At 55.0% G+C, this 26657-nt stretch carries 18 protein-coding genes, 4 pseudogenes and 1 other annotated feature (1 of these 23 cut by a window edge); of the genes and pseudogenes, 21 read left to right on the top strand and 1 reads right to left on the bottom strand.

The window, feature by feature from the left end; all coding sequences use genetic code 11:
- Positions 1 to 180: a binding site (T-box leader), on the top strand; it begins 87 nt to the left of the window's first position.
- 70 nt (positions 181 to 250) lie between these two features.
- From ilvB to yihA, 13 genes and pseudogenes are all read left to right on the top strand, one after another.
- Positions 251 to 1990, top strand: coding sequence for an acetolactate synthase large subunit (gene ilvB, locus A0V43_RS11170; RefSeq protein ID WP_063193858.1), 1740 nt, complete (start codon positions 251 to 253; stop codon positions 1988 to 1990).
- Positions 1969 to 2487, top strand: a complete 519-nt coding sequence (ilvN, locus tag A0V43_RS11165) for an acetolactate synthase small subunit (RefSeq protein ID WP_013144574.1) — start codon at positions 1969 to 1971, stop codon at positions 2485 to 2487. Before ilvB ends, ilvN begins: the two co-directional genes overlap by 22 nt.
- A gap of 105 nt (positions 2488 to 2592) precedes the next feature.
- Entirely contained in the window at positions 2593 to 3618 is a 1026-nt protein-coding gene (gene ilvC, locus A0V43_RS11160) for a ketol-acid reductoisomerase (RefSeq protein WP_011232135.1), read from the top strand.
- Entirely contained in the window at positions 3605 to 5152 is a 1548-nt protein-coding gene (locus tag A0V43_RS11155; RefSeq protein ID WP_011232134.1) for a 2-isopropylmalate synthase, read from the top strand. Before ilvC ends, A0V43_RS11155 begins: the two co-directional genes overlap by 14 nt.
- A gap of 16 nt (positions 5153 to 5168) precedes the next feature.
- Entirely contained in the window at positions 5169 to 6284 is a 1116-nt protein-coding gene (leuB, locus tag A0V43_RS11150) for a 3-isopropylmalate dehydrogenase (RefSeq protein ID WP_020278134.1), read from the top strand.
- A gap of 20 nt (positions 6285 to 6304) precedes the next feature.
- Complete coding sequence (gene leuC / locus A0V43_RS11145; protein WP_020754257.1) at positions 6305 to 7720, top strand: 3-isopropylmalate dehydratase large subunit; 1416 nt, start codon at positions 6305 to 6307, stop codon at positions 7718 to 7720.
- 96 nt (positions 7721 to 7816) lie between these two features.
- Entirely contained in the window at positions 7817 to 8410 is a 594-nt protein-coding gene (gene leuD / locus A0V43_RS11140; RefSeq protein ID WP_011232131.1) for a 3-isopropylmalate dehydratase small subunit, read from the top strand.
- Between the two features lie 204 nt (positions 8411 to 8614).
- Entirely contained in the window at positions 8615 to 9595 is a 981-nt protein-coding gene (locus tag A0V43_RS11135; protein WP_033004982.1) for a tetratricopeptide repeat protein, read from the top strand.
- A gap of 164 nt (positions 9596 to 9759) precedes the next feature.
- Positions 9760 to 11046, top strand: a complete 1287-nt coding sequence (gene tig, locus A0V43_RS11130; RefSeq protein WP_063193096.1) for a trigger factor — start codon at positions 9760 to 9762, stop codon at positions 11044 to 11046.
- Between the two features lie 230 nt (positions 11047 to 11276).
- Entirely contained in the window at positions 11277 to 12542 is a 1266-nt protein-coding gene (clpX, locus tag A0V43_RS11125) for an ATP-dependent protease ATP-binding subunit ClpX (RefSeq protein WP_011232128.1), read from the top strand.
- A gap of 143 nt (positions 12543 to 12685) precedes the next feature.
- Positions 12686 to 14359, top strand: a complete 1674-nt coding sequence (lonB, locus tag A0V43_RS11120) for an ATP-dependent protease LonB (RefSeq protein WP_014196454.1) — start codon at positions 12686 to 12688, stop codon at positions 14357 to 14359.
- 230 nt (positions 14360 to 14589) lie between these two features.
- Positions 14590 to 16932, top strand: coding sequence for an endopeptidase La (lon, locus tag A0V43_RS11115; RefSeq protein ID WP_063193095.1), 2343 nt, complete (start codon positions 14590 to 14592; stop codon positions 16930 to 16932).
- Positions 16929 to 17515: pseudogene (gene yihA / locus A0V43_RS11110) on the top strand (ribosome biogenesis GTP-binding protein YihA/YsxC). The gene lon and the pseudogene yihA overlap by 4 nt, the downstream one beginning before the upstream one ends.
- 41 nt (positions 17516 to 17556) lie before the next feature.
- On the opposite strand, the pseudogene A0V43_RS11105 reads toward yihA, so the two are convergent.
- Positions 17557 to 18041, bottom strand: a pseudogene (locus A0V43_RS11105) (LiaI-LiaF-like domain-containing protein).
- Positions 18042 to 18206: 165 nt separating this feature from the next.
- Between A0V43_RS11105 and hemA the strand changes: the two are divergent.
- The 8 genes and pseudogenes from hemA (at position 18207) to ysxE (ending at position 26640) form a co-directional block, all read left to right on the top strand.
- Positions 18207 to 19571, top strand: a complete 1365-nt coding sequence (hemA, locus tag A0V43_RS11100) for a glutamyl-tRNA reductase (RefSeq protein WP_063193094.1) — start codon at positions 18207 to 18209, stop codon at positions 19569 to 19571.
- 10 nt (positions 19572 to 19581) lie between these two features.
- Entirely contained in the window at positions 19582 to 20400 is an 819-nt protein-coding gene (gene ccsA, locus A0V43_RS11095; RefSeq protein ID WP_013144585.1) for a cytochrome c biogenesis protein, read from the top strand.
- A gap of 15 nt (positions 20401 to 20415) precedes the next feature.
- Positions 20416 to 21347 (top strand): annotated as a pseudogene (gene hemC, locus A0V43_RS11090) (hydroxymethylbilane synthase).
- On the top strand, positions 21344 to 22111 hold the full coding sequence (locus tag A0V43_RS11085; protein WP_063193093.1) for a uroporphyrinogen-III synthase: 768 nt from the start codon (positions 21344 to 21346) through the stop codon (positions 22109 to 22111). Before hemC ends, A0V43_RS11085 begins: the two are co-directional and overlap by 4 nt.
- Positions 22112 to 23086: a porphobilinogen synthase gene (gene hemB, locus A0V43_RS11080; RefSeq protein WP_013144588.1), complete on the top strand. Its 975-nt coding sequence runs from the start codon at positions 22112 to 22114 to the stop codon at positions 23084 to 23086.
- A gap of 16 nt (positions 23087 to 23102) precedes the next feature.
- Positions 23103 to 24391 (top strand): annotated as a pseudogene (gene hemL / locus A0V43_RS11075) (glutamate-1-semialdehyde 2,1-aminomutase).
- Positions 24392 to 24509: 118 nt separating this feature from the next.
- Positions 24510 to 25565: a stage VI sporulation protein D gene (spoVID, locus tag A0V43_RS11070; protein WP_063193092.1), complete on the top strand. Its 1056-nt coding sequence runs from the start codon at positions 24510 to 24512 to the stop codon at positions 25563 to 25565.
- A 43-nt stretch (positions 25566 to 25608) separates the two neighbouring features.
- A complete protein-coding gene (ysxE, locus tag A0V43_RS11065; RefSeq protein ID WP_063193091.1) occupies positions 25609 to 26640 on the top strand; it encodes a spore coat protein YsxE in 1032 nt (343 codons plus the stop codon).
- The last annotated feature ends 17 nt before the right edge of the window (positions 26641 to 26657 follow it).

The following is a 26657-nucleotide window of genomic DNA, read 5'->3' as shown; positions in this document are numbered from 1 at the left end:
ATGAACTCACCTCTGAGCGCCAGCCTGAACGCCGGACGGCTAGTAGGGCTGGACGAGTGGAGACGCGCGCTTCACTCGTTACCAAAATGAGCGGCCGGCTTCGGCTGGCCGCTCCTGAGGCGGCCGTCACGGCCGTGAAGAAGGGTGGTACCGCGGAAAGGAAACCTTTTCGCCCCTTTGGCTGGAAATGACAGCCATCGTGGGCGGAAAGGTTTTTTATATGGATGACAAATCACAGGGAGGATCGACGATGACAAAAATGAAAGTCGAGGAACAAGAAAAAGCGAGGACGAAGGCGAGAATGAGCGGGTCGCTGATGCTCATTGAAGCGCTCAAGGAAGAAAAAGTCGAAGTCATCTTCGGCTATCCAGGGGGGGCGGTGCTTCCGCTTTACGACGAGCTGTATAAAGCCGGCGTGTTTCACGTCTTGACGCGGCATGAGCAAGGGGCCATCCATGCGGCGGAAGGGTACGCGCGCATTTCGGGAAAACCGGGGGTCGTCATCGCCACCTCCGGCCCGGGAGCGACCAACATCGTCACCGGGTTGACCGACGCCATGATGGATTCGCTGCCGCTCGTCGTCTTTACCGGGCAAGTGGCGACAAGCGTCATCGGTTCGGATGCGTTTCAGGAGGCGGACGTTGTCGGCATTACGATGCCGATTACGAAACACAACTACCAAGTGCGCGACATCAGCGAGCTGCCGAGAATCATTAAAGAGGCGTTCCACATCGCAACGACTGGGCGGCCGGGGCCGGTGTTGATCGACATTCCCAAAGACATTACGACGGCCGAAGGGGAGTTTGATTACGATCAAGACGTTCATTTGCCCGGCTATCAGCCGACGACGCAGCCGAACCATTGGCAAATCCGCCGGCTTGTCGAGGCGGTCAGCCAGTCGAAGCGGCCGGTCATTTTAGCCGGCGCCGGCGTCTTGCACGCCAATGCGGCGGATGAATTGCGGCAGTACGCCGAACAGCAAAACATTCCGGTCGTTCATACGCTTCTTGGCCTTGGCGGCTTCCCGGCCGACCATCCGCTTTTCTTGGGGATGGCGGGCATGCACGGGACGTACACGGCGAACATGGCGCTCTATGAGTGCGATTTGCTTATCAACATCGGCGCCCGCTTCGACGACCGAGTTACCGGCAATTTGAAATACTTTGCGCCAAAGGCGACGGTCGCCCATATTGACATCGACCCGGCGGAAATCGGCAAAAACGTGCCGACGAAAATCCCGATCGTCAGCGACGCCAAAGCGGCGCTGCAGGAACTGATCGCCCAGCAGGGCAAACCGGCCGACAACGCGGCGTGGCTCGAACAGCTCAACGAGTGGAAGCGGCGCTTCCCGCTTTATTACGAGCCGGAAGCCGGGACGATCAAGCCGCAAAAGCTTGTCGAAATGATTTACGAATTGACAAATGGCGAGGCGATCGTCACAACGGACGTCGGCCAGCACCAAATGTGGGCGGCGCAATACTACAAGTTCAACCGGCCGCACCGGTGGGTGACGTCCGGGGGGCTCGGCACGATGGGCTTCGGGCTTCCGGCAGCGATCGGCGCCCAGCTCGCCGACCGGAGCGCTACGGTCGTTTCGATCGTCGGCGACGGCGGCTTCCAAATGACGTTCCAAGAACTGTCGGTCATCCAGGAGCTAGGGCTGCCGATCAAAATCGTCATCGTCAACAACCAGGCGCTCGGCATGGTGCGGCAATGGCAGGAGCTGTTCTATGACAAACGGTACTCCCATTCGCTCATTCCGAACCAACCGGATTTCGTCAAGCTTGCCGAAGCATACGGAATGCCAGGTCTGCGGGCGAAGACGGAGGCGGAAGCAGCTGAAGTGTTAAAACAAGCGTTTGCGATGGATGGGCCGGTGCTGCTTGATTTCCATGTCCGCGCCGACGAGAACGTCTATCCGATGGTGGCGCCCGGCAAAGGGCTTCATGAAATGGTGGGGGTGAAAGCGTGCGAAGAATTATCACGATGACGGTCAACAACCGCCCGGGCGTGTTAAACCGCATTACCGGGCTGTTTACGAAGCGGCATTACAATATCGAAAGCATTACGGTCGGGCATACGGAAATCGAGGGCGTTTCGCGGATGACGTTCGTCGTCAACGTTGACGATGAACGGACGGCGGAGCAAATCATTAAGCAGCTGAACAAGCAGATTGATGTGTTGAAGGTGAATGACATCACCGACCAAGCGATCGTCGCCCGCGAGCTGGCGCTCATTAAAGTTGCCGCTCCTCCGGCGGTCCGCCAGGAAATTTACACGCTCATCGAGCCGTTCCGCGCCTCGATCGTCGACGTAAGCAAAGACAGCCTCGTCATTCAAGTGACCGGCGAGCCGGAGAAAGTCGAGGCGTTGATTGAACTATTGCGCCCGTACGGCATTAAGGAAGTGGCGCGCACGGGAACAACCGCGTTCACCCGTGGGGCGCAAAAAGCGACCACGAACCAGAAAACGGCGTTTATCATTTAACAACCATCAATACAAAACCGCACCCATGCGCAGTCATGGCGCCATCGCAGCATTTGCGCTGTTTCTTGACCAACATTTATCTACAGGACAAAGGAGAGGGTAATCATGGCAAAAGTCTACTATAACGGGGATGCAAACGAACAATATTTGCAAGGGAAAACGGTCGCGATCATCGGCTACGGCTCACAAGGCCACGCCCATGCGCAAAACTTGCGCGACAGCGGCGTCCGCGTCATCGTCGGGCTGCGAAAAGGAAAATCGTGGGAGCAAGCAGAGCAAGACGGGTTTGAGGTGTATTCCGTCCGCGAAGCGGCGAAGCAGGCTGATATCGTCATGGTGCTGTTGCCGGATGAGAAGCAGCCGGCCGTGTACAAAGAGGAAATCGAGCCGGAACTCGAGCCAGGCAATGCGCTTGTGTTTGCGCACGGCTTTAACATCCATTTCAGCCAAATCGTCCCGCCGAATCATGTTGACGTCTTCTTGGTTGCGCCGAAAGGCCCAGGCCATCTCGTGCGGCGCACATATACGGAAGGAGCGGGCGTGCCGGCGCTCATCGCCGTCTACCAAGATGTGACCGGACACGCGAGAGAAACGGCGCTCGCCTACGCGAAAGCGATCGGCGCTGCTCGAGCTGGGGTGTTGGAGACGACGTTCAAAGAAGAAACGGAAACCGACTTGTTCGGTGAACAAGCGGTGCTGTGCGGTGGGCTGACGGCGCTCATCAAAGCCGGGTTTGAAACGCTCGTTGAAGCCGGGTATCAGCCGGAAGTCGCCTATTTTGAGTGTTTGCATGAGATGAAGCTCATCGTCGATCTCCTTTACGAAGGCGGTTTGTCGTGGATGCGCTATTCGATTTCCGATACGGCGCAATGGGGCGACTTTATCACCGGCCCGCGCATTATTAACGACGCTGTGAAAGCGGAAATGAAAAAGGTGCTCGATGACATTCAAACGGGCAAATTCGCGAAGAGCTGGATTTTGGAAAACCAAGCGAACCGTCCGGAGTTCAACGCCATCAACCGGCGTGAGAATGAGCATTTGATTGAGATTGTCGGACGCGAACTGCGAAGCATGATGCCGTTTGTGAAGGCAAAACAAGTCGAGGCGGTGGTGCCAGGTGCGAAAAATTAAGTTTTTTGATACCACATTGCGTGACGGGGAACAATCTGCTGGTGTGAACTTGAATTTGCAAGAAAAGTTGGAAATTGCCCGTCAGCTTGAACGGCTGCGGGTTGACATCATCGAGGCGGGTTTCCCCGCCTCATCGAAAGGCGATTTTGAGGCGGTCAAACAAATCGCCGAAACGGTGAGAACATGCTCGGTCACCGGGCTGTCGCGCTCGGTCCGAAGCGATATTGATGCGGCGTGGGAGGCGTTAAAAGGCGGCGCGGAGCCGCGGCTCCACCTATTCATCGCCACCTCGCCGATCCATATGGTGCATAAATTGCGGATGACGCCGGAACAAGTGATTGAAGCGGCGGTTGAGGCGGTGAAATACGCGAAGCGCTTTTTCCCGATCGTCCAATGGTCGGCGGAAGATGCGTGCCGAAGCGAGTTGCCGTTTTTGGCGAAAATCGTCGCCGAAGTGATCAAAGCCGGCGCCTCGGTGATCAACATTCCGGATACGGTCGGCTATATTACGCCGAAAGAATACGGGGAAATTTTCCTCTATTTGCAAAACAATGTTCCGAATATTGAAAATGTTTCACTCTCCGCTCATTGTCATGATGACTTGGGCATGGCGGTGGTGAACTCGCTATCGGCCATTGAACATGGAGCGACGCAGGTCGAGTGCACGATCAACGGCATCGGCGAGCGGGCCGGCAATGCGGCGCTTGAGGAAATCGCTGTCGCCCTTCACATCCGCAAAGACTACTATCAAGTGGAAACGCGCCTCAATTTGCAGGAAATTAAGCGCACAAGCAATCTTGTCAGCAAGCTGACCGGGGTCGTCGTTCCACCCAACAAAGCGGTCGTCGGCAAAAATGCGTTTGCGCATGAATCGGGCATCCATCAAGACGGCGTCTTAAAAGAAAAAACGACATACGAAATCATTTCGCCGGAGCTCGTCGGCGTGCCGTCGAATTCGATGGTGCTCGGCAAACATTCCGGCCGCCATGCGCTTCGCAACCGGGTCGAGGAGCTCGGCTACACGTTGTCCGATGAAGAAATCAATCAGCTGTTTGTCCGTTTTAAAGAATTGGCGGACAAAAAGAAGGACATTACCGATGATGATTTAATCGCGTTGATTTTCGAAGAGAAGTTCGACCACTTTAAAGATTTTTACCAATTGTCTTCCATCCAAGTGCAATACGGGACGAATCAAATTCCGACAGCGGTCGTTGTACTGAAAGACGGGAAGGGGAATGAAATCCAAGAAGCGGCGACCGGCGCCGGCAGCGTCGAGGCGCTGTACAATACATTGGAACGTTGCTTCCAAACGCCGGTGACGCTGCTTGACTACCGGATCGAATCGGTCGGCGGCGGCCGCGATGCGTTGGCCCAAGTGTTCGTCAAAGTGCGCGCCCATGACATCGAGACGAGCGGGCGCGGCACTGCACAAGACGTGTTGGAAGCATCGGCGAAAGCGTACATCAACGCCATCAACCGTGTGTTTATGATCGAAGCGATGCGCGGCGAAAACGAGAAAGTGGCAACACCATAAAACGGGGGGATTCAGAATGGGAAACTATCGGATTGCCGTCTTGCCAGGGGATGGCATCGGCAAAGAAGTGACGTCCGGAGCGGTCGAGGTATTGAAAGCGGTCGGCATCCGGTTTGGCCACGAGTTTACGTTTGAATATGGATTGATCGGTGGAGCGGCGATCGATGAGGCGGGGACGCCGCTCCCCGAGGAAACGCTCCGCCTTTGCCGAGAAAGCGATGCGGTGCTGCTTGGGGCGGTCGGCGGTCCGAAGTGGGATGACAACCCTCCGCATTTGCGCCCGGAAAAAGGATTGCTTGCCATTCGCAAGCAGCTCGACTTATATGCCAACTTGCGGCCGGTTGTTTGCTATGACAGTTTGGTTTCCGCTTCGCCGTTAAAACCGGATCTCGTGCAAGACGTCGATTTTGTCATCGTCCGCGAGCTGACCGGCGGCATTTACTTCGGCCAGCCGAGCGGCCGCGTCGTCGAAAACGGCGAAGAAAAAGCAGTGGACACCTTGTTATATAAAAAAGAAGAAATTGAGCGGATCGTCCGCATGGCGTTTATACTCGCACGCGGGCGGAAGAAAAAAGTGACTTCGGTCGACAAGGCGAACGTCCTTTCGTCAAGCCGTCTATGGCGGGAAGTGGCCGAAGAGGTGGCGAAGCAGTTTCCGGACGTCACGCTTGAGCATATGCTTGTTGACAATGCCGCGATGCAGCTCATCCGCGCGCCGAAGCAGTTTGATGTCATTGTGACAGAAAACATGTTTGGCGACATTTTAAGCGATGAAGCCTCCATGTTGTCCGGTTCGCTCGGGATGCTGCCGTCAGCCAGCTTATCCGCTTCCGGTCCGAGCTTGTATGAGCCGGTGCACGGTTCAGCGCCTGATATCGCCGGCATGAACAAAGCCAATCCGATTGCGGCGATTTTGTCAGCCGCGATGATGCTTCGCCTGTCGTTCGGGCTCACCGCGGAAGCGGAGGCGGTAGAGCACGCGGTGCGGCAGGCGCTCGATCAAGGTTTGCGCACCGCCGACTTGGCTCCAAGCGGTGGCCGCATCGTATCAACGAACGAAATGGTCGAAGAAATTAAAACAGCGGTGCTGGATTATACGGCCATTGCTCAAATTATGACCGTTTATGCCTAAGACGTGCGAGGTGAAAGCCAATGAAGCCGAAAACGATCATCGATAAAATTTGGGAAAACCACGTCGTCTACCGTGAGGAGGGCAAACCGGATTTATTGTACATCGATTTGCACTTAGTGCATGAAGTGACCTCGCCGCAAGCGTTTGAAGGGTTGCGGCAAAAAGGACGGAAGGTGCGGCGGCCGGATTTGACCTTTGCGACGATGGACCATAACGTGCCAACCGTTAACCGATTTGTGATTACCGACGAAGTGGCGCGCAACCAAATCGCTGCGCTTGAGCGCAACTGCCGCGAGTTCGGCATTCCGCTCGCCGACCTAAACAGCGAAGAGCAAGGAATCGTTCACGTCATCGGCCCAGAGCTCGGGTTGACCCAGCCGGGAAAAACGATCGTTTGCGGCGACAGCCATACGTCGACGCACGGGGCGTTTGGCGCCTTGGCGTTTGGCATCGGCACGAGCGAAGTCGAGCATGTATTGGCTACACAAACGCTTTGGCAGCATAAGCCGAAAACGCTGCAAATCTGCATCAACGGCCGCCTCGGCAAAGGAGTGACCGCCAAAGACGTCATCTTGGCCATTATCGGCCGCTATGGCGTTGGCGTCGGCACCGGTTATATTATCGAATTTACAGGCGAAGCGATCCGACGCATGTCGATGGAAGAGCGAATGACGATTTGCAATATGTCGATTGAAGCTGGGGCGAGAGCCGGCCTCATCAGCCCGGATGAAACGACGTTCGCCTATTTGCGCGGCCGCAAATATGCACCAAAAGGCGAGGAGTTTGACAAGGCGGTGGAACGGTGGCGGGCGTTAGCCAGCGATGAGGGGGCAAAATACGATAAAACGATTGAAATCGATGCGTCGACGATCGCTCCGATGGTGACGTGGGGGACGAACCCCGCGATGAGCACTTCCGTCGATGGCGTCGTGCCGCATCCCGAGCAATTTGAAAGCAAAACAGAGCAAAACGCGGTGCGCCGGGCGCTTGAGTACATGGGGCTTAGACCGGGCACGCCGATTACGGATATTCCGGTGCAGCACGTCTTCATCGGTTCGTGCACCAACTCACGCCTCAGCGATTTGCGCGCGGCGGCGAGCATCGTGAAAGGGAAAAAAGTGGCTCCTGGTGTACGGGCGCTCGTCGTGCCTGGATCGCAGCAAGTGAAAAAACAAGCCGAAGCGGAAGGGTTGGCACAAATTTTCATCGACGCCGGTTTTGAATGGCGCGACTCCGGCTGCAGCGCCTGTTTGGGCATGAACCCGGACATCATCCCAGAAGGCGAGCACTGTGCGTCAACGTCGAACCGCAACTTTGAAGGGCGGCAAGGAAAAGGGGCGCGCACGCATCTCGTCAGCCCGGTGATGGCGGCGGCGGCTGCGATTTACGGACATTTTGTCGATGTGCGCCAGCTTGAAGCCGAGCCGGTCTGTTAAATTGACGATCGTGATGGCAAAAGAGGCGGCGCGGCATCCTAGGAAACCGAGCTCCTTTGCCATCAGTGACATCCATAACGGAAGGGGGAAAGGACGATGAAGCCGTTTACGATCCATCGCGGAAAAACCGCTGGCATCGATCGGGCGAATATTGATACCGATCAAATCATTCCAAAGCAGTTTTTGAAACGGATTGAACGCACCGGCTTTGGCCAGTTTCTCTTTTACGATTGGCGGTATTTGAGCGACGGCACGCCAAATCCGGAGTTTGAGCTCAACCGCCCGGAAAACGAAGGGGCGACGATTTTAGTCGCCGATGAAAACTTCGGTTGCGGCTCATCGCGCGAACATGCGCCGTGGGCGCTGCAAGATTACGGATTCCGCGTAATCATTGCCCCATCGTTTGCCGACATTTTTTACAACAACTGCTTAAAAAATGGACTGTTGCCGATCCGGCTGGATAAAGAGGATGTCCGCTACTTGCTGCGCCAAAGCGAGCGCGCAGACTATGAACTGACGGTTTCGCTTGAAGAACAGCGGGTATTTGACGATGAAGGATTTTCGCGTCCGTTTGACATCGACCCGTATCGAAAACAGCTGTTGCTAAAAGGATGGGACGAAATTGATTTGACGTTTGTGTACGAAGCGCATATCGCCGCCTACGAACGACGGCATTGTCCACGGCCGTAAGCGCCATGTGTTCCGGGCGGCAAGGAGAGATGGGTTGCTCTGCCAATCGGCGGGAGCAGCCTTTTTCGCGTTTGACGGCGTCTGCGTCCAGAGGCCGGCTGCTTTTCGGCAAACAAGCGGCTTGTGTTACCCAGCAAGACGCGGGTTGTTTCGCGAGGGAAAACTTGTTACACTGATGGTAAATGCAAATGGGAGCGGGCGAAGATGGCTGGGAAAAAAGGAAAAATCATCATGTTTCCGCAAACAAAAGAACGGCTTATGGAAGAGGCGTTTGCTGCGCTCGAGGCGAAGCGATATAAAGAAGCGCTCCGCTTTTTGCGCGCCGCCGAACAGCTTGGCGACCACAGCTTTCCGGTTCGGCTTGGGCTGGCTGTCTGTTGCTATGAGCTTGGGGAATATGATGAGGCGGAGCGGCGTCTTGCCGGTTTGCTTGACGAGCAACCGGGCAACGGTGAACTGTTGCAAATGTATATTGCCATATTGTTGCAAACGAATCGATACAGCAAGGCCGAAACCGTGATCCGCCACGCCTTGCGCCGTCCGTCGCTATCCGTTTCGCTGCGCGAACAGCTTCACCAGCTGCTTCGATTCAGTGAAAAAATGAATGCCCGCACGCTTCCGCCCGCGGAGTGGAAGCGGGTGAGACGGCTGCTTGAGTCCGGGGACATTGCTGAGCAGCTGCAACTGATTAAACAACTGGAAAAAGAAGACATCGATCCGGTGCTGCCGTTGCTCAAGCAATATTTACGCGCACCGGAAAAAAGCCCGATGGCGAAAACGATGCTTCTTCGCCTGTTGACAGGGAAGCGAGTCAATGAAACGGTGACGGTTGAAAAATTTGGCCGTTGCATGGAGGTCGTCCCGTCAGCGTTGGACGAACAGACGGAAACGGCATTTGCTTCCGAACTGCTGGGCCGGCTTGAGCAGCAGCTCGCGGCGGAAAGCCCGAGCTTATACGAAACGGCGGCGGAAATTTGGCTTCGCTATGCATATGTGTTGTATCCGTTTCCGCCGGAGCCGGCGGATGCAGCGGCCTGGCTTGCTGCTCTCCATTGGATGGCGAGCCGGTTTTTAGGCTTGGATGCTGACGCGGCCGCCTTGGCCGACCGCTACGGTGTGGAGGCGGCGGAGATGGCAAGGCTTTGCCAAAAACTATATGAAATAGAGGAACTTTCCTCCCTCTAATGGCTCGTTCTCTGTTGAAACATGGCTGTTGTATGGTATAATATAATGGCTGTGCTATGTATCTGTTTTCGCATACTTGTCTACATAATCGGGCATCATAAAAAGATCTGGACAAGCGGAGTGCGCTATGGTCCGAGCAATGATTTCAGGTGGAGGGAACAAGGATGTCAGTCAAATGGGAAAAGCTTGAAGGGAACGAAGGCGTATTGACCGTTGAGGTCGACGCCGAGAAAGTGAACAAAGGCTTGGACGCCGCGTTTAAAAAAGTGGTGAAAAACATCACGCTTCCGGGCTTCCGCAAGGGGAAAGTGCCGCGCGTTCTGTTTGAAAAACGCTTCGGCGTCGAAGTGCTCTATCAAGATGCGCTCGACATTTTGCTGCCAGAGGCGTATGCCAAAGCCGTCGAAGAGGCAGGCATCGAACCGGTGTCAATGCCGGAGATTGACATTGAGCAAATGGAAAAAGGCAAAAGCTTAATTTTCAAAGCGAAAGTGACCGTAAAGCCGGAAGTGAAGCTCGGTCAATACAAAGGGCTTGAAGTGGAAAAAATGGATACAACCGTGACGGACGAAGATGTCGAAAACGAACTGAAACGCCTGCAAGAAGATTACGCTGAACTTGTCGTGAAAGAAGACGGGACAGTGGAAAACGGTGATACGGTCGTCATCGATTTCGAAGGATTTGTCGACGGCGAGCCGTTTGAAGGCGGCAAGGCGGAGAACTATTCGCTTGAAATCGGTTCTGGAACGTTCATTCCGGGGTTTGAAGAACAGCTTGTCGGCATGAAAGCCGGCGAGGAAAAAGAAATCCAAGTCACATTCCCGGATGAATACCACGCGAAGCAATTGGCCGGCAAACCGGCGACGTTCAAAGTGCAAGTGCATGAAGTGAAAGCGAAACAGTTGCCGGCGCTTGACGATGAGTTTGCCAAAGACGTCGATGAAGAAGTCGAAACGCTTGACGAACTGAAGGCGAAAATTCGCGCCCGTTTGGAAGAGGAGAAAAAGAACGAGGCGGAGACTGCCTTGCGCAATGCGGTTGTCGAAAAAGCGGCAGCCAACGCCGAAATGGATATTCCAGAGGTCATGATCAAAAATGAAACCGACCGGATGCTTCGCGAATTTGACCAACGCCTGCAAATGCAAGGTCTGAACTTGCAGTTGTATTACCAATTCTCCGGCCAAGATGAAGCGTCGTTGCGCGAGCAAATGAAAGAAGATGCCGAAAAACGGGTGCGCGCGGCGTTGACGCTTGAAGCGATCGCGAAGGCCGAAAACATTGAAGTAACCGACGAGGAAGTAAACAAAGAGCTCGAAAAAATGGCGGAAGTCTACAAGCTGAGCGTGGACAAGCTGAAAGAGCTGCTCGGCAGCTTAGATGGCGTCAAAGAAGATTTGAAATGGCGGAAAACAGTCGATTTTCTTGTAGAGCACAGCAAGGTTGCGGCATAATATATCTTAAGGAAGGAACAAGGCGCGAGACTTCGTGCCTTGTTCTTTATCCACAACCATGGCGCCTGAACGGCAATTTTCAAACTTTTCCAAATGGACGACGGTTTTTTCATTCGCTTTCTCAGGAACATGTATGGTAAAATAGCGAATACATACATTTTTACGACATAAGAGATGGCGGACATGGATACATAAGCAGGCGCGATTTCGTTGGCAAGGGGTGAAATGACATGTTTAAGTTTAATGATGAAAAAGGGCAATTGAAATGTTCGTTCTGCGGCAAAACACAAGACCAAGTCCGAAAGCTCGTTGCCGGTCCGGGGGTTTACATTTGCGACGAGTGCATTGAGCTATGCACGGAAATTGTTGAAGAGGAGCTCGGCAATGAAGAGGAATTTGAATTTAAAGACGTGCCGAAACCGTTGGAAATTCGGGAAATTCTAGATGAGTACGTCATCGGTCAAGATGAGGCGAAAAAATCGCTCGCCGTTGCGGTTTACAATCATTATAAACGGATCAATTCCGGCAGCAAAATCGATGATGTCGAGCTGTCGAAAAGCAACATTTTGATGATCGGGCCGACCGGGAGCGGGAAAACGCTGCTGGCGCAAACACTGGCGCGCATTTTGAACGTGCCGTTTGCCATCGCCGATGCCACCTCGCTTACAGAGGCCGGCTATGTTGGCGAAGACGTCGAAAACATTTTGTTAAAGCTCATCCAAGCGGCTGATTATGACGTCGAACGGGCGGAAAAAGGCATTATTTACATCGATGAAATTGACAAAATCGCCCGCAAATCGGAAAACCCTTCCATCACTCGCGACGTATCCGGCGAAGGGGTGCAACAGGCGCTGCTCAAGATTTTAGAAGGCACCATTGCCAGCGTTCCGCCGCAGGGCGGCCGCAAACATCCGCATCAAGAATTCATTCAAATCGATACGACGAACATTTTGTTCATTTGCGGTGGAGCGTTTGATGGCATTGAGCCGATCATCAAGCGCCGGCTTGGCAAAAAAGTGATCGGTTTTGGCGCGGAAATGAACCAGACGGATGTCGACGAGAAAAACTTGTTGTCGAAAGTGCTGCCGGAAGACTTGCTCAAATTCGGACTTATTCCGGAGTTCATCGGCCGTCTGCCGGTCATTACGACGCTCGAGCCGCTCGACGAACAGGCGTTGATCGACATTTTGACGAAACCGAAAAATGCCATTGTGAAGCAATACCAAAAAATGCTGGAGCTTGACGGCGTTGAGCTCGAGTTTGAAGAAGCGGCGCTCCGTGAAATCGCGAAAAAAGCGATTGAGCGGAAAACGGGCGCGCGCGGCCTTCGCTCGATCATCGAAGGCATTATGCTCGATGTGATGTTTGAGCTGCCGTCGCGCGAAGATGTACAAAAGTGCATCATCACGCTCGACACGGTGCGCGGCACAAAGCCGCCGACGCTGATCCGTCATGATGGCACCGTCATCGAACTGGAACGGAAAACATCTGCCTGATGGGAAAACCGCCTTTTTTCGGCGGTTTCTTTTTTTGCCGCCCATGCCCCGCGCGCCCGCTGGCGCTTTTTTGGTTTATTCCCGCCAGTTCGCGGAGATACTATCATACTACATACCATCTAAAGGCAGGAGGATATCGGGGCATGGATTGGACGAACATCGTACTGGTCATCCAGCTGTTTTTCGGGGTCATCATCGGCCTTTATTTTTGGAATTTGCTAAGAGGGCAGCGTGTGCAAAAAGTTTCGATTGATAAAGAGTCGCGCAAAGAGATGGAACAGCTCCGCAAGCTGCGTTCGATTTCGCTCACCGAGCCGCTGGCGGAAAAAGTGCGGCCGAAAAGTTTTGACGACATCGTCGGTCAGGAAGACGGCATCAAGGCGTTAAAAGCTGCTTTATGCGGCCCCAACCCGCAACATGTCATCATTTACGGGCCGCCCGGCGTCGGCAAGACGGCAGCTGCTCGGCTCGTGCTTGAGGAAGCGAAAAAAAATCCGCTCTCCCCGTTTAAGAAAAATGCGGTATTCGTGGAGCTTGACGCGACGACGGCGCGCTTTGACGAGCGCGGCATCGCCGACCCCCTCATCGGCTCGGTGCACGACCCGATTTACCAAGGGGCCGGGGCGATGGGGCAAGCCGGCATTCCTCAGCCGAAGCAAGGGGCGGTGACAAACGCCCACGGGGGTGTTTTATTCATCGACGAAATCGGCGAGCTTCATCCGATCCAAATGAACAAGTTGTTGAAAGTGCTTGAGGACCGGAAAGTATTTTTTGAAAGCGCCTATTACAGCAAAGAAAATCCGCAAATCCCAAGCCATATTCACGATATTTTCCAAAATGGACTGCCGGCTGATTTCCGTCTTGTCGGGGCGACGACGCGCACGCCGAACGAAATTCCTCCGGCCATTCGCTCTCGCTGCCTGGAAGTATTTTTCCGTGAATTGGACCAAGATGAAATCGCCCTCATCGCGAAAAAGGCGGCGGAAAAAATCCGCTTGAACGTGTCAGAAAGCGGCATTCGCCTCCTTGCCGCCTATGCGCGCAACGGGCGGGAGGCGGTCAACATGATGCAAATTGCCGCTGGCCTAGCCATCACGGAAAACCGAGAACACATTTTGGACAAAGATATTGAATGGGTCATTCAATCGAGCCAAATGACTCCGCGCTATGAGAAGAAAATCGCTTCCGCTCCGGCGGTCGGCGTCGTCAATGGCCTTGCCGTGTACGGCCCGAACACCGGCGCGCTGTTGGAAATTGAGGTGACCGCTTTGCCGGCCAAAGGGAAAGGGTCGATCAATGTCACCGGCATTGTCGAGGAGGAAAGCATCGGCAGTGCAGAAAAATCGGTGCGGCGCAAAAGCATGGCGCGCGGCTCGGCGGAAAACGTCATTACGGTGTTGCGGGCGATGGGCGTGCCAGCGGACCGCTACGACATTCATGTCAACTTTCCGGGCGGGGTGCCGGTTGACGGCCCGTCAGCCGGGGTGGCGATTGCCGTCGGCATTTATTCCGCCATCTACCAGCTGCCAGTCGATCATACGGTCGCGATGACCGGAGAAATCAGCATCCGTGGCTGCGTGAAACCGGTCGGCGGCGTGTTCGCCAAAATCAAAGCGGCCAAACAAGCCGGGGCGAAAAAAGTCATCATCCCGATTGAGAATATGCAATCGTTGCTAGGCGAAGTCAGCGGCATTCAAATCATCGCCGTCCGCCGCCTCGAGGAAGTGCTCGTCCATGTGTTCGGCGAAGAGGCGCTCCGCCGAGGCCCCGCGCTGCTGCCAGCGGCTATGGACCGCTCGGAGAAAAAGCTCGTCTAGCCAAAGGAAACGGCGGCAAGGCGAACGGTTGGCAACGAAAGCGGGCGGTCCGCTCGCAACCGAGTCGGGCGGTTCGCCCGGCCTCTCTTTTATGTACGGCTTCGGCGCAAGCGGATCGTCGCTGAAGTCGGTTTTTCTTTGCCTGCAGACGGAGCGCCGCGCGCTTTTTCGTTCGTCAAATTTTACAAACCCTGCTGCCGTACTATACAATAAACGAATAGAAGCGAGAGATGGAGGTGTTCGGCGTGAACGGAAAGAAAAAGGAGACGGTCGTTCCGCTTTTGCCGCTGCGTGGGCTGCTCGTGTTTCCGACGATGGTGCTCCATTTGGATGTCGGGCGCGAGAAATCGGTCAAAGCGCTCGAACAAGCCATGGTTGAGGATCATATGATTTTGCTGACGTCGCAAAAAGACGTTGCCATCGACGAACCGGACATGGATGACTTATATAAAATGGGAACGATCGCGCGCGTCAAGCAACTTCTAAAACTCCCGAACGGCACGTTCCGCGTGCTTGTCGAAGGCGTCGCTCGGGCGCTCATTACGGAAGTGATCAGCGAGGAGCCGTACTTTCTCGTCAAAGTCGAAAAGTTTGCTGATCGGGCGGCGAAAGATTTAGAAGATGAGGCGCTCAAGCGGACGATGCTTGAATATTTCGAGCAGTACATAAACTTGTCCAAGCGGCTGTCGGTCGACATTTACGCCTCGATCGTCGACATCGATGAGCCGGGGCGAATGGCGGACATCATCGCCTCGCACTTGCCGCTTAAGCTTGAGGAAAAGCAGCGCATTTTAGAAACGATCGACGTGAAAGAGCGCCTCAATACAATCATCCAAATTTTGCACAACGAAAAAGAAGTGCTCCAGCTTGAGAAAAAGATCAGCGCCCGCGTCAAGCAGTCGATGGAGCGGACGCAAAAAGAGTATTATTTGCGCGAGCAAATGAAGGCGATTCAAAAAGAGCTTGGCGAAAAAGAAGGAAAAACGGGCGAAGTCGAGGAGCTGAAAGAAAAAATCGAGGCGGCCGGCATGCCGGAGCATGTGAAACAAACGGCATTGAAAGAGCTTGACCGCTATGAAAAAATTCCGGCGACCTCAGCGGAAAGCGCAGTCATTCGCAACTACCTCGATTGGCTCATCGCCTTGCCGTGGTCGAAAGAAACGGAAGACATCCACGACATTAAGCGGGCGGAAGCGATTTTAAACGAGGAGCATTACGGGCTCGATAAAGTGAAAGAACGGGTGCTTGAATTTTTATCCGTCAAGCAGCTGACGAAATCGTTAAAAGGTCCGATTCTTTGCCTCGCCGGACCGCCGGGGGTCGGCAAAACGTCGCTCGCCCGCTCGATCGCCAAAGCGCTCGGCCGCCGCTTCGTCCGCGTTTCGCTCGGCGGCGTCCGCGACGAATCGGAAATTCGCGGCCATCGCCGCACGTATGTCGGCGCCATGCCGGGACGCATTATCCAGGGGATGAAAAAAGCAGGCACGATCAACCCCGTCTTCTTGCTTGATGAAATCGACAAAATGTCGAGCGATTTCCGCGGCGATCCATCGGCGGCCATGCTGGAGGTGCTGGATCCAGAGCAAAATCATACGTTCAGCGACCATTACATTGAAGAGCCGTACGATCTATCGAAAGTCATGTTTATCGCCACGGCCAACCATTTGGCGGCGATTCCGCAGCCGCTCTTGGACCGGATGGAAGTGATCCACATACCAGGCTACACAGAAGTGGAGAAGCTGCATATCGCCAAGCGGCATTTGCTGCCGAAACAAATCACCGAGCACGGGCTGAAAAAGGCGGCGTTGCAAATTCGCGATGACGCGATGCTCGATATCATCCGCCATTATACGCGCGAAGCCGGGGTGCGGGAGCTTGAGCGGCAGCTCGCCGCTATCTGCCGAAAAGCGGCCCGCCTCATCGTTTCCGGCGAGAAAAAGCGGGTTGTGATCACAGAAAACAATCTTGAGGAATTTTTAGGGAAGCGAAAATACCGCTACGGCCGAGCGGAGGCGGAAGACCAAGTTGGCGTGGCGACCGGGCTGGCGTATACGGCGTTTGGCGGCGATACGCTCGCCATCGAAGTGTCGCTCGCGCCAGGCAATGGGAAACTCGTGCTGACCGGCAAGCTCGGCGATGTCATGAAAGAATCAGCGCAAGCGGCGTTCAGCTACGTGCGGTCGCGCGCTGAGGAGCTTGACATTGATCCGAAGTTCCATGAGAAATATGATATTCACATCCACGTTCCGGAAGGAGCGGTGCCGAAAGACGGGCCATCGGCCGGCATTACGATTGCGACCGCACTCATTTCCGCTTTGACGGGCAAGCCGGTGAGCCGCTTTGTCGGCATGACCGGGGAAATTACGCTGCGCGGCCGCGTTCTTGCGATCGGGGGGCTGAAAGAGAAAACGTTAAGCGCCCATCGTGCCGGATTGAAAACCGTCATTTTGCCGAAAGACAATGAAAAAGATTTGGCTGACATTCCGGAAACGGTGAAGCGCGACTTGCGCTTTGTGCTTGTCTCTCATCTCGATGAGGTGCTGCCGCACGCGCTGGTGGGGTGGAAGCGATGAATGTGAAGAAAGCAGAGCTTGTGACCAGTGCCGTCAAGCCGGAACAATATCCGGACGGCGGACGGCCGGAGGTGGCGCTCGCCGGCCGTTCGAACGTCGGCAAATCATCATTCATCAACAAAATGATCAACCGGAAAAACTTGGCGCGCACCTCCTCAAAGCCAGGGAAAACGCAAACGTTGAATTTTTATTTGATTAACGACTCGTTTTACTTTGTGGACGTGCCAGGTTATGGGTTCGCCCGCGTGTCGAAGCAGGAGCGGCAAAAATGGGGAACATGATGGAGACGTACTTTACGACGCGCGAGGTGCTGAAGGCGGCGGTCCTGCTCGTTGATTTGCGCCATCCGCCGACGAAAGACGATGTGATGATGTACGAGTTTTTAAAACATTACGAGATCCCGGTGATCGTCATTGCGACGAAAGCGGATAAAGTGCCGCGCGGCAAGCATCAAAAACACGTGAAAATCGCGCGCGAGACGCTGCGGATGGCGGACGGCGACCCGCTCATTTTGTTTTCCGCCGAGACCGGACAAGGGAAAGACGAAGCATGGGCGGCGCTTTTGCCGTTTGTGGCCTCATGACGAAAACACCAGCGATTCCGCTGGTGTTTTCACTTCCAAGGTTATTTTCGCCTAGTCCATAATATATAGACACCGATGGCGATGAGTCCGAGCGGCCAAAACTTCCAGACAGAGGAAAGTCCGGCTTGGACGAGGTGAAAGAATGGCTGGCCGCGCCCGGAAAACGTCAGCACGACAGCGAGAAGCAAAAAAAGCACGCCAAAGCCGGCCCCGCCTTTTTGTTTGCGGCTGCTGGCGAAAAAAGCGAGCGCGATGAGGAAAAAAAACATGTTCACGCCGCGGGGCCAGGCCGAAAATGCACTCGCAAGGAGCAACTCAACGCCAAATCCGAGTAAAAGAAAGCCGGGGAAAAGGTAAGCATATTCGCGCGCTGAATGCGCCTGGCCAAGCAAAGCCGCGCCGCAAATGGCAAGCAAGGCCGGCCACCCTTGGAAGAAATGGAAAAGGGGGATTCCATCTGTCCGGCGAGAAAATACAGTCCGAGGCCAATGAGTAAGATGCCGGCGAATACCGTTCGGGTTTTCATGATCGTCGCGTCCTCCGTTTCCCTTTTGGACATGTTTATGATAGAATGATCACTGTCTACAGTTTAGCATAGCTTTGAAGGCATGTTCACAATTTTTTTAAACCAGAACGATGGACGGTTGTGATATAATGATAAAAGGGATTCGGTCAATAAGGGGTTGGCATCGTGCAAATCGTAGTCGTTGGCGTCGACTATAAAACCGCCCCTGTAGAAATCCGCGAAAAGCTCGCGTTTGCGGAAGCGGAACTCGGTGCGGCGATGAAACAGCTCGCCAAGCAAAAAAGCGTGCTCGAAAATGTGATCGTCTCGACGTGCAACCGGACGGAAGTTTATGCAGTGGTTGATCAACTGCATACCGGCCGTTACTATATGAAAGCATTTTTAGCCGAATGGTTTGGCGTCAAAGTGGAAGCGATTGCTCCGTATTTGCGTGTGCTTGAAGGAGAGGCGGCCATCAAGCATTTGTTCCGCGTGGCGGCCGGCCTTGATTCGATGGTGCTTGGGGAAACGCAAATTTTAGGGCAAGTGAAAGACAGCTATTTGCTCGCTCAAGAGGTCGGGACGAGCGGCACGATTTTCAATCATCTGTTCAAGCAGGCGGTGACGTTTGCGAAGCGCGCCCACTCGGAAACGGGCATCGGTGCGCACGCTGTATCGGTCAGCTATGCGGCGGTTGAGCTGGCGAAGAAGATTTTCGGCCGCCTTGCCGGCAAGCACGTCTTGATTATCGGGGCCGGCAAAATGGGGACGCTGGCGGCGCAAAACTTGTACGGCAGAGGCGTCGGGAAGGTGACGGTCGTCAATCGGACGCTTGAAAAAGCGAAACAGCTTGCGAAGCAGTTTGCCGGCGAAGCGAAGCCGCTCAGTGAGCTGTCGTGTGCGCTTCTGGAAGCGGATATCGTCATCAGCTCGACGGGAGCCAAAGGCTATATTTTGACGAAGGAAATGGTGGCGCCGCTTGAGAAAATGCGCAAAGGCCGCCCGCTCTTTATGGTTGACATCGCGGTGCCGCGCGATTTGGATCCGGCGTTGGCTGATTTGGAAACGGTGTTTTTGTACGACATTGACGATTTGCAAGATGTGGTGGCGGCCAACTTGGCGGAACGGCAAAAGGCAGCGGCTCGCATTGAAATGATGATCGAAGCGGAACTGATGGCGTTCAGCCAATGGCTGCAGACGCTCGGCGTCGTGCCAGTCATTGCCGCATTGCGCGAAAAGGCGCTGGCCATCCAAGCGGAAACGATGAAAAGTTTGGAGCGGAAACTGCCGCATTTGTCGGAGCGCGACTGGAAAGTGTTGAATAAGCATACGAAAAGCATTATTAACCAGCTGCTCCGCGATCCGATTTTGCAGGCGAAGGAACTCGCCGCCGGCCCGAATGCCGAGGAGGCGCTTTTGCTGTTTATGAAAATTTTCAATATCGAAGATGCGGTGAAAGCCGAGCGGCATATAGAGCAGGCGAAATCCGTGCAATGCGATGAACAAGACGCGGAAGCGGTCCGTGCCGCCCGCCCATCATGGCAGCTGTAAGGTGGGATGGATGGTGGCGCTGTTGTATGAGTTGTCTATTTTGCTTTACATCGCTTCGATCCTATTCTATTTCATCGATTTTTTGCAACAAAACCGGAAGGCGAACGACATCGCCTTCTGGTTGCTTTCTATTGTGTGGCTTTTGCAGACCGTGACGTTTGTTTCCCGCATCATGGAGACGAAGCGCTTTCCGATTTTAACGATGTCGGAAGGGCTTTATTTTTACGCTTGGCTGCTCATTACGCTGTCGCTCGTCATCAATCGGCTGCTGCGCGTCGATTTCATCGTCTTTTTTACGAACGTGCTTGCTTTTTTTATTTTGGCCATTCATACGTTCGCACCGTCTTCTCAGTCGCCGGCTGTTGCGGAGCGGCTCGTTTCGGAGCTGCTTATCATCCATATCACCCTTTCGCTCGGAGCGTATGCGGCGTTTACGCTGTCGTTTCTGTTTTCGGTGCTTTACATGTTGCAGTACAGTTTGCTGAAAAAGAAAAAGTGGGGAGCGCGCCTTTGGCGCATGGCGGATTTGTCGCGGCTTGATTTTTTGTCGTATGTTTTAAATGCGCTCGGCTTGCCTATGTTGTTATTAGGGCTCATTCTTGGCGTGATTTGGGCGTATATTCAAATCGACCATTTCCATTGGTATGATGCGAAAGTGCTCGGGTCGTTTGTCGTTCTTCTCGTCTATGGCGTCTATTTTTACAAGCGAGCCGTCCGGCAGATGCAAGGGAAGGCGATCGCGCTATGGAATATCGGTTCGTTTTTATTTTTGCTTGTCAACTTTTTCTTGTTTGGTAGTTTGTCAAAATTTCATTTTTGGTATTCGTAATTGAGGTGGAACGAGATGCGGAACATTGTCGTTGGCTCGCGGCGCAGCAAGCTTGCCTTGACCCAGACAAACTGGGTCATCGCCGAATTGAAGCGTCTCGGGGCGCCGTTTACGTTTGAGGTGAAAGAAATCGTCACAAAAGGGGACCGCGTCCTTGATATCACGCTTTCCAAAGTGGGCGGAAAAGGGCTGTTTGTGAAAGAGATCGAGCATGAACTGCTCACCGGCGGCATCGATATGGCGGTCCATAGCATGAAAGATATGCCGGCTGTGCTGCCCGAAGGTTTGGTGATCGGTGCGGTTCCGCGCCGCGAAGATGCGCGCGATGTGCTTGTCAGCAAAGGAAACCGGATGCTCTCCGACTTGCCGCCTGGGTCGGTCATTGGCACGAGCAGCTTGCGCCGTTCGGCGCAGCTGCTTGCCTATCGCCCGGATTTGACGATCAAATGGATTCGCGGCAATATTGACACAAGGCTGGCGAAGCTCGAAAGCGAAGAGTACGATGCGATCGTGCTGGCGGCCGCCGGCCTGGCGCGCATGGGCTGGAGCGATGAGGTGATCAGCGACTACTTGTCGCCGGACATTTGCGTCCCGGCGGTCGGCCAAGGGGCGCTCGCTGTGGAATGCCGTGAAGACGATGAGGAGCTGCGCGAATGGTTACACCGCCTGAACGATGAGCGAACCGAACGGGCTGTTCGGGCGGAGCGCGCCTTTTTGCAGCAAATGGAAGGCGGCTGTCAAGTGCCGATTGCCGGCTATGCGGAAGTCGAAGGGGGGCGGTGCGCCTTACTGCGCTTGTGGCCTCCCCGGATGGCAAAGAAAAGTATAAAGAAATGGTCACGGGCGCCGATCCGGAGGCCGTCGGCCGGCAGGCGGCCGCTGTCTTGATCGAACAAGGGGCGAAAGCGCTCATCGAGCGGGTGAAACAGGAGTTGAGCCAATCATGACACACAGCGCGCTCGCCGGCAAAACGGTGCTCGTGACGCGCGGCAAAGAGCAGGCCGCGTCATTTTCTGCCAAGCTGCGCGCTGTCGGCGCCGTGCCGGTCGAGATCCCGCTCATTGCCATCCGACCGGCGGCGCCGGAAGAAATCGCTTCTATGGTTGAGCGGCTTGGCGAATACCATTGGCTCATTTTCACAAGCGCGAACGCCGTCCGCTTCTTTTTTCCATATGTTTCGTTGCTGCGTCCGCTTCCGGAAATCGCTGTCGTCGGCCGGAAAACAGCGGCGGCGCTCGCCGAGCATGGTCTTTCCCCGGCGCTCGTGCCGGATGATTACACCGCTAGGCGGCTGGCTGACTTGCTCATGCCGCGCGTCAAACAAGGCGACCGGGTGCTGTTTGTCAAAGGCAATTTGGCGCGCCCGACCTTGCCTGAGGCGTTGCGAAACGCCGGCGCCGCGGTCGACGAGCTCACGGTGTATGAGACCGAGCCTGATGAAAGCGGCCGGGAGCGGTTGTTGTCGCTGCTGCGCCGGCGGGAGCTTGATGCGGTCACCTTGATGAGCCCGTCGGCGGTTGACAGCCTTGTCCGCCTTCTCGACAAAGAAGCGGATGCCCTTCTTTCCGGTGTTGCGGTCGCCTGCATCGGACCGGTGACGAAAGAAGCGGCTGAGCGGGCGGGCATTCCGGTCCATATTTGTCCGACGGATTACACCACGGATGGTATAATCAAAGCGATGGAACAATATTTTTCCATGGAGGGACGATGAATGGCACTGTCATTTGACCGCCATCGCCGTCTGCGGCAAACGGCTGCGATTCGGGCGATGGTGCGTGAGACGCATCTTCGCGTCGAGGATCTCATTTATCCGCTGTTTGTGGTCGAGGGAAGCGGCATTAAGCGGGAAGTGCCGTCGATGCCAGGGGTTTACCATTTATCGCTTGACCGCTTATCCGAGGAAGTGGACGACATCGCCAAGCTTGGCATTCCCGCCGTCATGGTGTTTGGCGTGCCGAATGAAAAAGATGAAGTCGGTTCGCAGGCGTATTGCGAAACAGGGATTGTTCAGCGGGCGATCCGCCAAATCAAAGCCGAACACAAAGATCTAGTCGTCATTGCGGATACGTGTTTATGTGAATATACGAGCCACGGCCATTGCGGCGTCGTCGAAAACGAGCGCGTGCTGAACGACCCGTCGCTCGAGCTCCTCACCAAAACGGCGGTGAGCCAAGCGCAAGCCGGCGCCGACATCATCGCGCCGTCGAACATGATGGACGGCTTTGTCGCCGCCATTCGCCGTGGGCTTGATGAAGCAGGGTTTGAGTATGTGCCGATCATGTCGTATGCCATCAAATACGCTTCGGCTTTTTACGGCCCGTTCCGTGATGCCGCCGACAGCGCGCCGCAGTTTGGCGACCGGAAGACGTACCAAATGGATCCGGCCAACCGCCTTGAGGCGTTTCGCGAGGCGGAGTCGGATGTCAAAGAAGGCGCTGATTTCTTGATGGTGAAGCCAGCGCTTGCCTACATGGATATTATCCGCGACGTCAAAAACCGTTTTCCGTTGCCGCTTGTCGCCTATAACGTGAGCGGCGAGTATGCGATGGTCAAAGCGGCGGCGCAAAACGGCTGGATCGATGAGAAGCCGGTCGTCATGGAAATGTTGACAGGGATGAAACGGGCGGGCGCGGATTTGATCATTACGTATTTTGCCAAAGATGTCGCCCGCTGGCTGGCTGAATAGAGAGGAGGGCGGAATGATGCGGAGCTATGAACGGTCAAAGGCAGCATACGAAGAAGCGGTGAAATTGATGCCGGGCGGGGTGAACAGCCCGGTGCGCGCCTTCAAGTCGGTCGGGATGACGCCGATTTTTATGGCGCGCGGCCAAGGAGCGAAAATTTACGATATTGACGGCAATGAGTACATTGATTACGTACTGTCATGGGGGCCGCTCATTTTAGGGCATGCCAACCCGCAGGTCGTGGAAGCGTTGAAGCGCGTGGCGGAACAAGGGACGAGCTTTGGCGCTCCGACATTGCTTGAAAATGAGCTCGCTAAGCTCGTCATCGAGCGGGTGCCGTCGGTGGAAATCGTGCGGATGGTCAACTCCGGCACCGAGGCGACGATGAGCGCCCTCCGCTTAGCGCGCGGCTACACGAAGCGCAACAAAATTATCAAATTTGAAGGCAGCTACCATGGCCATGGCGATTCGTTGCTCATTAAAGCCGGCTCTGGCGTGGCGACGCTCGGCCTGCCGGACAGCCCGGGCGTGCCGGAATCGGTCGCCCAGCATACCATCACGGTGCCGTACAACGATTTGGACAGCGTCCGCTATGCGTTTGAGCGGTTTGGCGAAGACATCGCCGCGGTGATCGTCGAACCGGTCGCCGGCAACATGGGCGTCGTTCCGCCAGTGCCTGGCTTTTTGGAAGGGCTGCGCGAGGTGACGAAACAATACGGAGCCTTATTGATTTTCGACGAGGTCATGACCGGGTTCCGCGTCGATTACCACTGCGCCCAAGGGTATTATGGCATTGAGCCGGATTTGACGTGCCTTGGCAAAGTGATCGGCGGCGGCTTGCCGGTCGGGGCGTACGGGGCAAAGCCGAGATCATGGAGCTTGTCGCGCCGAGCGGGCCGGTGTACCAAGCCGGCACGCTCTCCGGCAATCCGCTCGCCATGACGGCCGGGTACGAGACGCTCCGCCAGCTGACGCCGGAAACGTACGAAGAGCTTGGCCGCAAAGCGGCGCGCCTTGCGGATGGGCTTCATCAGGCAGCAGAGAAATACGACATCCCGCATACGATCAACCGCGCTGGGTCGATGATCGGCTTTTTCTTCACGAACGAGCCGGTGGTCAACTACGAGACAGCGAAAACGTCCGACTTGGAGTTGTTTGCCGCCTATTATCGGGAAATGGCGAATGAAGGCATTTTCCTGCCGCCGTCGCAATTTGAAGGGCTGTTTTTGTCGACGGCGCACAGTGATGATGATATTGAATATACGATTGCCGCTGCTAGGCGGGTGTTTGCCCGTCTGCGCGGATAAGGAAAGGGGCTGCCGACCGTCGGCAGCCCAATTTTTTATCATACCGCCTCGTTTTCGTTCATACAATGGATAATGTCATAGAAACCATTTGCCGAAGGGACGGAAGGAGGAGGCTCGGTTGGAGCAATCGTATTTGCGTTTTTCATTGGAAGAATCGGTCTGGTTTAAAAGGGGACAGGAAGTCGCCGAGTTTTTATCCATTTCTCTTGATCCGGTCATTTCCGTCGATGAGTACGACCAATACATTACGATCCGCGGCGCGCTTGAGTTGAGCGGCGAATTCCGCCAAGCGGGCGAAGGGCAGGCTGAAGCGGATGACGACGTGTTTGAGCTGGCTGGTTATCGGTTCATTCAGCACATTTCGGTGCGCGAAGACGGGATCAGCGAACTGTCACACCGTTTTCCAATCGATATTACGATTCCAAAAAATCGCATTCGTTCCCTTGAGGATGTGTACGTGACAGTTGAATCGTTTGATTATGATTTGGATGAAAACGGAAGATTGCTGATCACGGCCGACATTTCGATCAGCGGCATCAGTGAAGCGCCGCTTGGCGATGATTTGCCGGACGATGAGGAGGACGATGAGCCGCTGTTTGCCCCGTTTGAATCAATCGCCCGCAAGGAAGCGGCCGGTGAGGAAGCGTTTGCTTCCGTGGATGATCTCGCCGATGAGGCGGATGAACAGCCGGCTTTTGCCGCCGGCGAAACGACGGTTTCCGTCATGGAGCCAGCCGCCATGCGTCATGAAGAAACGGAGGCTGAGGAAGAAGAGGAGGCCAAAGAGCCGTTTTTGCCGCTTGAGACGGAAACGAAGACGGTCAGCGCACAGACGGAGGAAGACATCGCTTCGCTGCTGCCGCCAACTGAGGCGAAGGTATCGATCGGGGCGGCGAAAAAGGCGGTTGAGGAAGAAGAGGAAGAAGAAACGAAAACAAAAAGCGAAAATGCGCTTTACTTGACGAAACTGTTTGCGAAAAGCGAGGCGGAAGAGTTTACGAAACTGAAAATTTGCATCGTCCAGCAAGGAGATTCATTGGACAAGATTGCCGAACGGTATGATGTGACCGTCTCGCAGCTTTTGCGCGCCAATGATTTGGAAAGCCCAGATGACGTGCACGAGGGGCAGCTTTTGTATATTCCGGCCATGGCGGGAAGCCGTCCTTTCTCATAAAAGGGACGCTTTCCGTTTCTTTTGCCGATAAGGGGGCGTAACGATGGCCGCACAGTCTGACCGATATGATGCTGTGCTCGTCCAGTATGGGCTTCGTCCAGTGCGCATGGAGCAGCGAGGCAAAGCCGTCAAGGTATACACGAACCGCGGCGTTTTCGCTTTAAAGACGCTTGAAAGCGAGCAAGAAGCCGCCGCCGTTTGGCAGTCTCTTCAGCATGGCGGCCCCCGTTGTCTCCCGCTTTACCTGACGCGGCGGCGGTCGCTGTTTGCCACAGAAGGCGGCCGTCTTTATTATTTGCAAGCATGGCATGACGGCGAATCAAAGGTGGAGAAGGATGCGGCGGACGCCTTTTTTCGCGAGCTCGCCCGCCTCCATCGCGCCACCGTCCGCACGATCGAGGTGAGTGAGGAAGAGGCGGCGGCGTACCGAAAGAAAAAAAAGGACGAATGGCAACGGGCGCGGACGGTGTGGGAAGAACGAATTGAGCGGTACGAAGCGGCGTGGTACATGTCTCCGTTTCAGCTCCAATGCTGCACCTATTTCCATGAGGTGATGCGCGCGTACTCGTTCGCTGAAGAACGGCTCGATGTGTGGGAAGAGACGCTCAAAGAGACGAAGCAATGGCGCATCGCTTGGGTGCACGGCAAAGCGCGCCTCTCCCACTATATCCCGCCGTATTGGATCAGTTGGGAGCGGGCGCATTGGAATTCGCCGCTCTTTGATGTGATCGCCGCGCTCCGTTTTCACGTACAGACAATGCCGCCGCTTGGGCGCGAGTGGCTTGAAGGAATGGAGGAGTACGAGAAGGAGCTGCCGCTGTCCGACGGGGAGCGGGCGTTTTTATACAGCCATTTGGCGGAGCCGCGTGGGTTTGTCCGCTGTTTGGAGCGGTATGAGGCCGCTTCGCGGAACGAGCGGAACGAACGGGAATATGTGGCCGCGTTGCAGTGTCGTTATTTGGCGTTCAAAAATATGGAGGCGCTCGTGATGCACCTTGTCCAACGCGACGCCGTGCGGCAGCAGGAAGAAGCGGTAGACAACGAACCGCCGGCGGATGAAAGCAGCAATGATTAAATGGGTTTTGAATGCAG

It is taken from the genome of Geobacillus sp. JS12 (assembly GCF_001592395.1).
In the GTDB taxonomy this organism is placed as follows: Bacteria; Bacillota; Bacilli; order Bacillales; family Anoxybacillaceae; genus Geobacillus; species Geobacillus zalihae.
This window is presented reverse-complemented; position numbering and strand designations above follow the sequence as displayed.

What these genes read in the sequence shown, in the direction of transcription:
- leuD (WP_011232131.1), top strand. Translation starts at nt 7,817, where the DNA reads ATGAAGCCGTTTACGATCCATCGCGGAAAAACCGCTGGCATCGATCGG.
- lonB (WP_014196454.1), top strand. Translation starts at nt 12,686, where the DNA reads ATGGATTGGACGAACATCGTACTGGTCATCCAGCTGTTTTTCGGGGTC.
- ilvC (WP_011232135.1), top strand. Translation starts at nt 2,593, where the DNA reads ATGGCAAAAGTCTACTATAACGGGGATGCAAACGAACAATATTTGCAA.
- hemB (WP_013144588.1), top strand. Translation starts at nt 22,112, where the DNA reads ATGGCACTGTCATTTGACCGCCATCGCCGTCTGCGGCAAACGGCTGCG.
- A0V43_RS11135 (WP_033004982.1), top strand. Translation starts at nt 8,615, where the DNA reads ATGGCTGGGAAAAAAGGAAAAATCATCATGTTTCCGCAAACAAAAGAA.
- A0V43_RS11085 (WP_063193093.1), top strand. Translation starts at nt 21,344, where the DNA reads ATGACACACAGCGCGCTCGCCGGCAAAACGGTGCTCGTGACGCGCGGC.
- leuB (WP_020278134.1), top strand. Translation starts at nt 5,169, where the DNA reads ATGGGAAACTATCGGATTGCCGTCTTGCCAGGGGATGGCATCGGCAAA.
- lon (WP_063193095.1), top strand. Translation starts at nt 14,590, where the DNA reads ATGGAGGTGTTCGGCGTGAACGGAAAGAAAAAGGAGACGGTCGTTCCG.
- clpX (WP_011232128.1), top strand. Translation starts at nt 11,277, where the DNA reads ATGTTTAAGTTTAATGATGAAAAAGGGCAATTGAAATGTTCGTTCTGC.
- ilvB (WP_063193858.1), top strand. Translation starts at nt 251, where the DNA reads ATGACAAAAATGAAAGTCGAGGAACAAGAAAAAGCGAGGACGAAGGCG.
- tig (WP_063193096.1), top strand. Translation starts at nt 9,760, where the DNA reads ATGTCAGTCAAATGGGAAAAGCTTGAAGGGAACGAAGGCGTATTGACC.
- ccsA (WP_013144585.1), top strand. Translation starts at nt 19,582, where the DNA reads ATGGTGGCGCTGTTGTATGAGTTGTCTATTTTGCTTTACATCGCTTCG.
- ysxE (WP_063193091.1), top strand. Translation starts at nt 25,609, where the DNA reads ATGGCCGCACAGTCTGACCGATATGATGCTGTGCTCGTCCAGTATGGG.
- leuC (WP_020754257.1), top strand. Translation starts at nt 6,305, where the DNA reads ATGAAGCCGAAAACGATCATCGATAAAATTTGGGAAAACCACGTCGTC.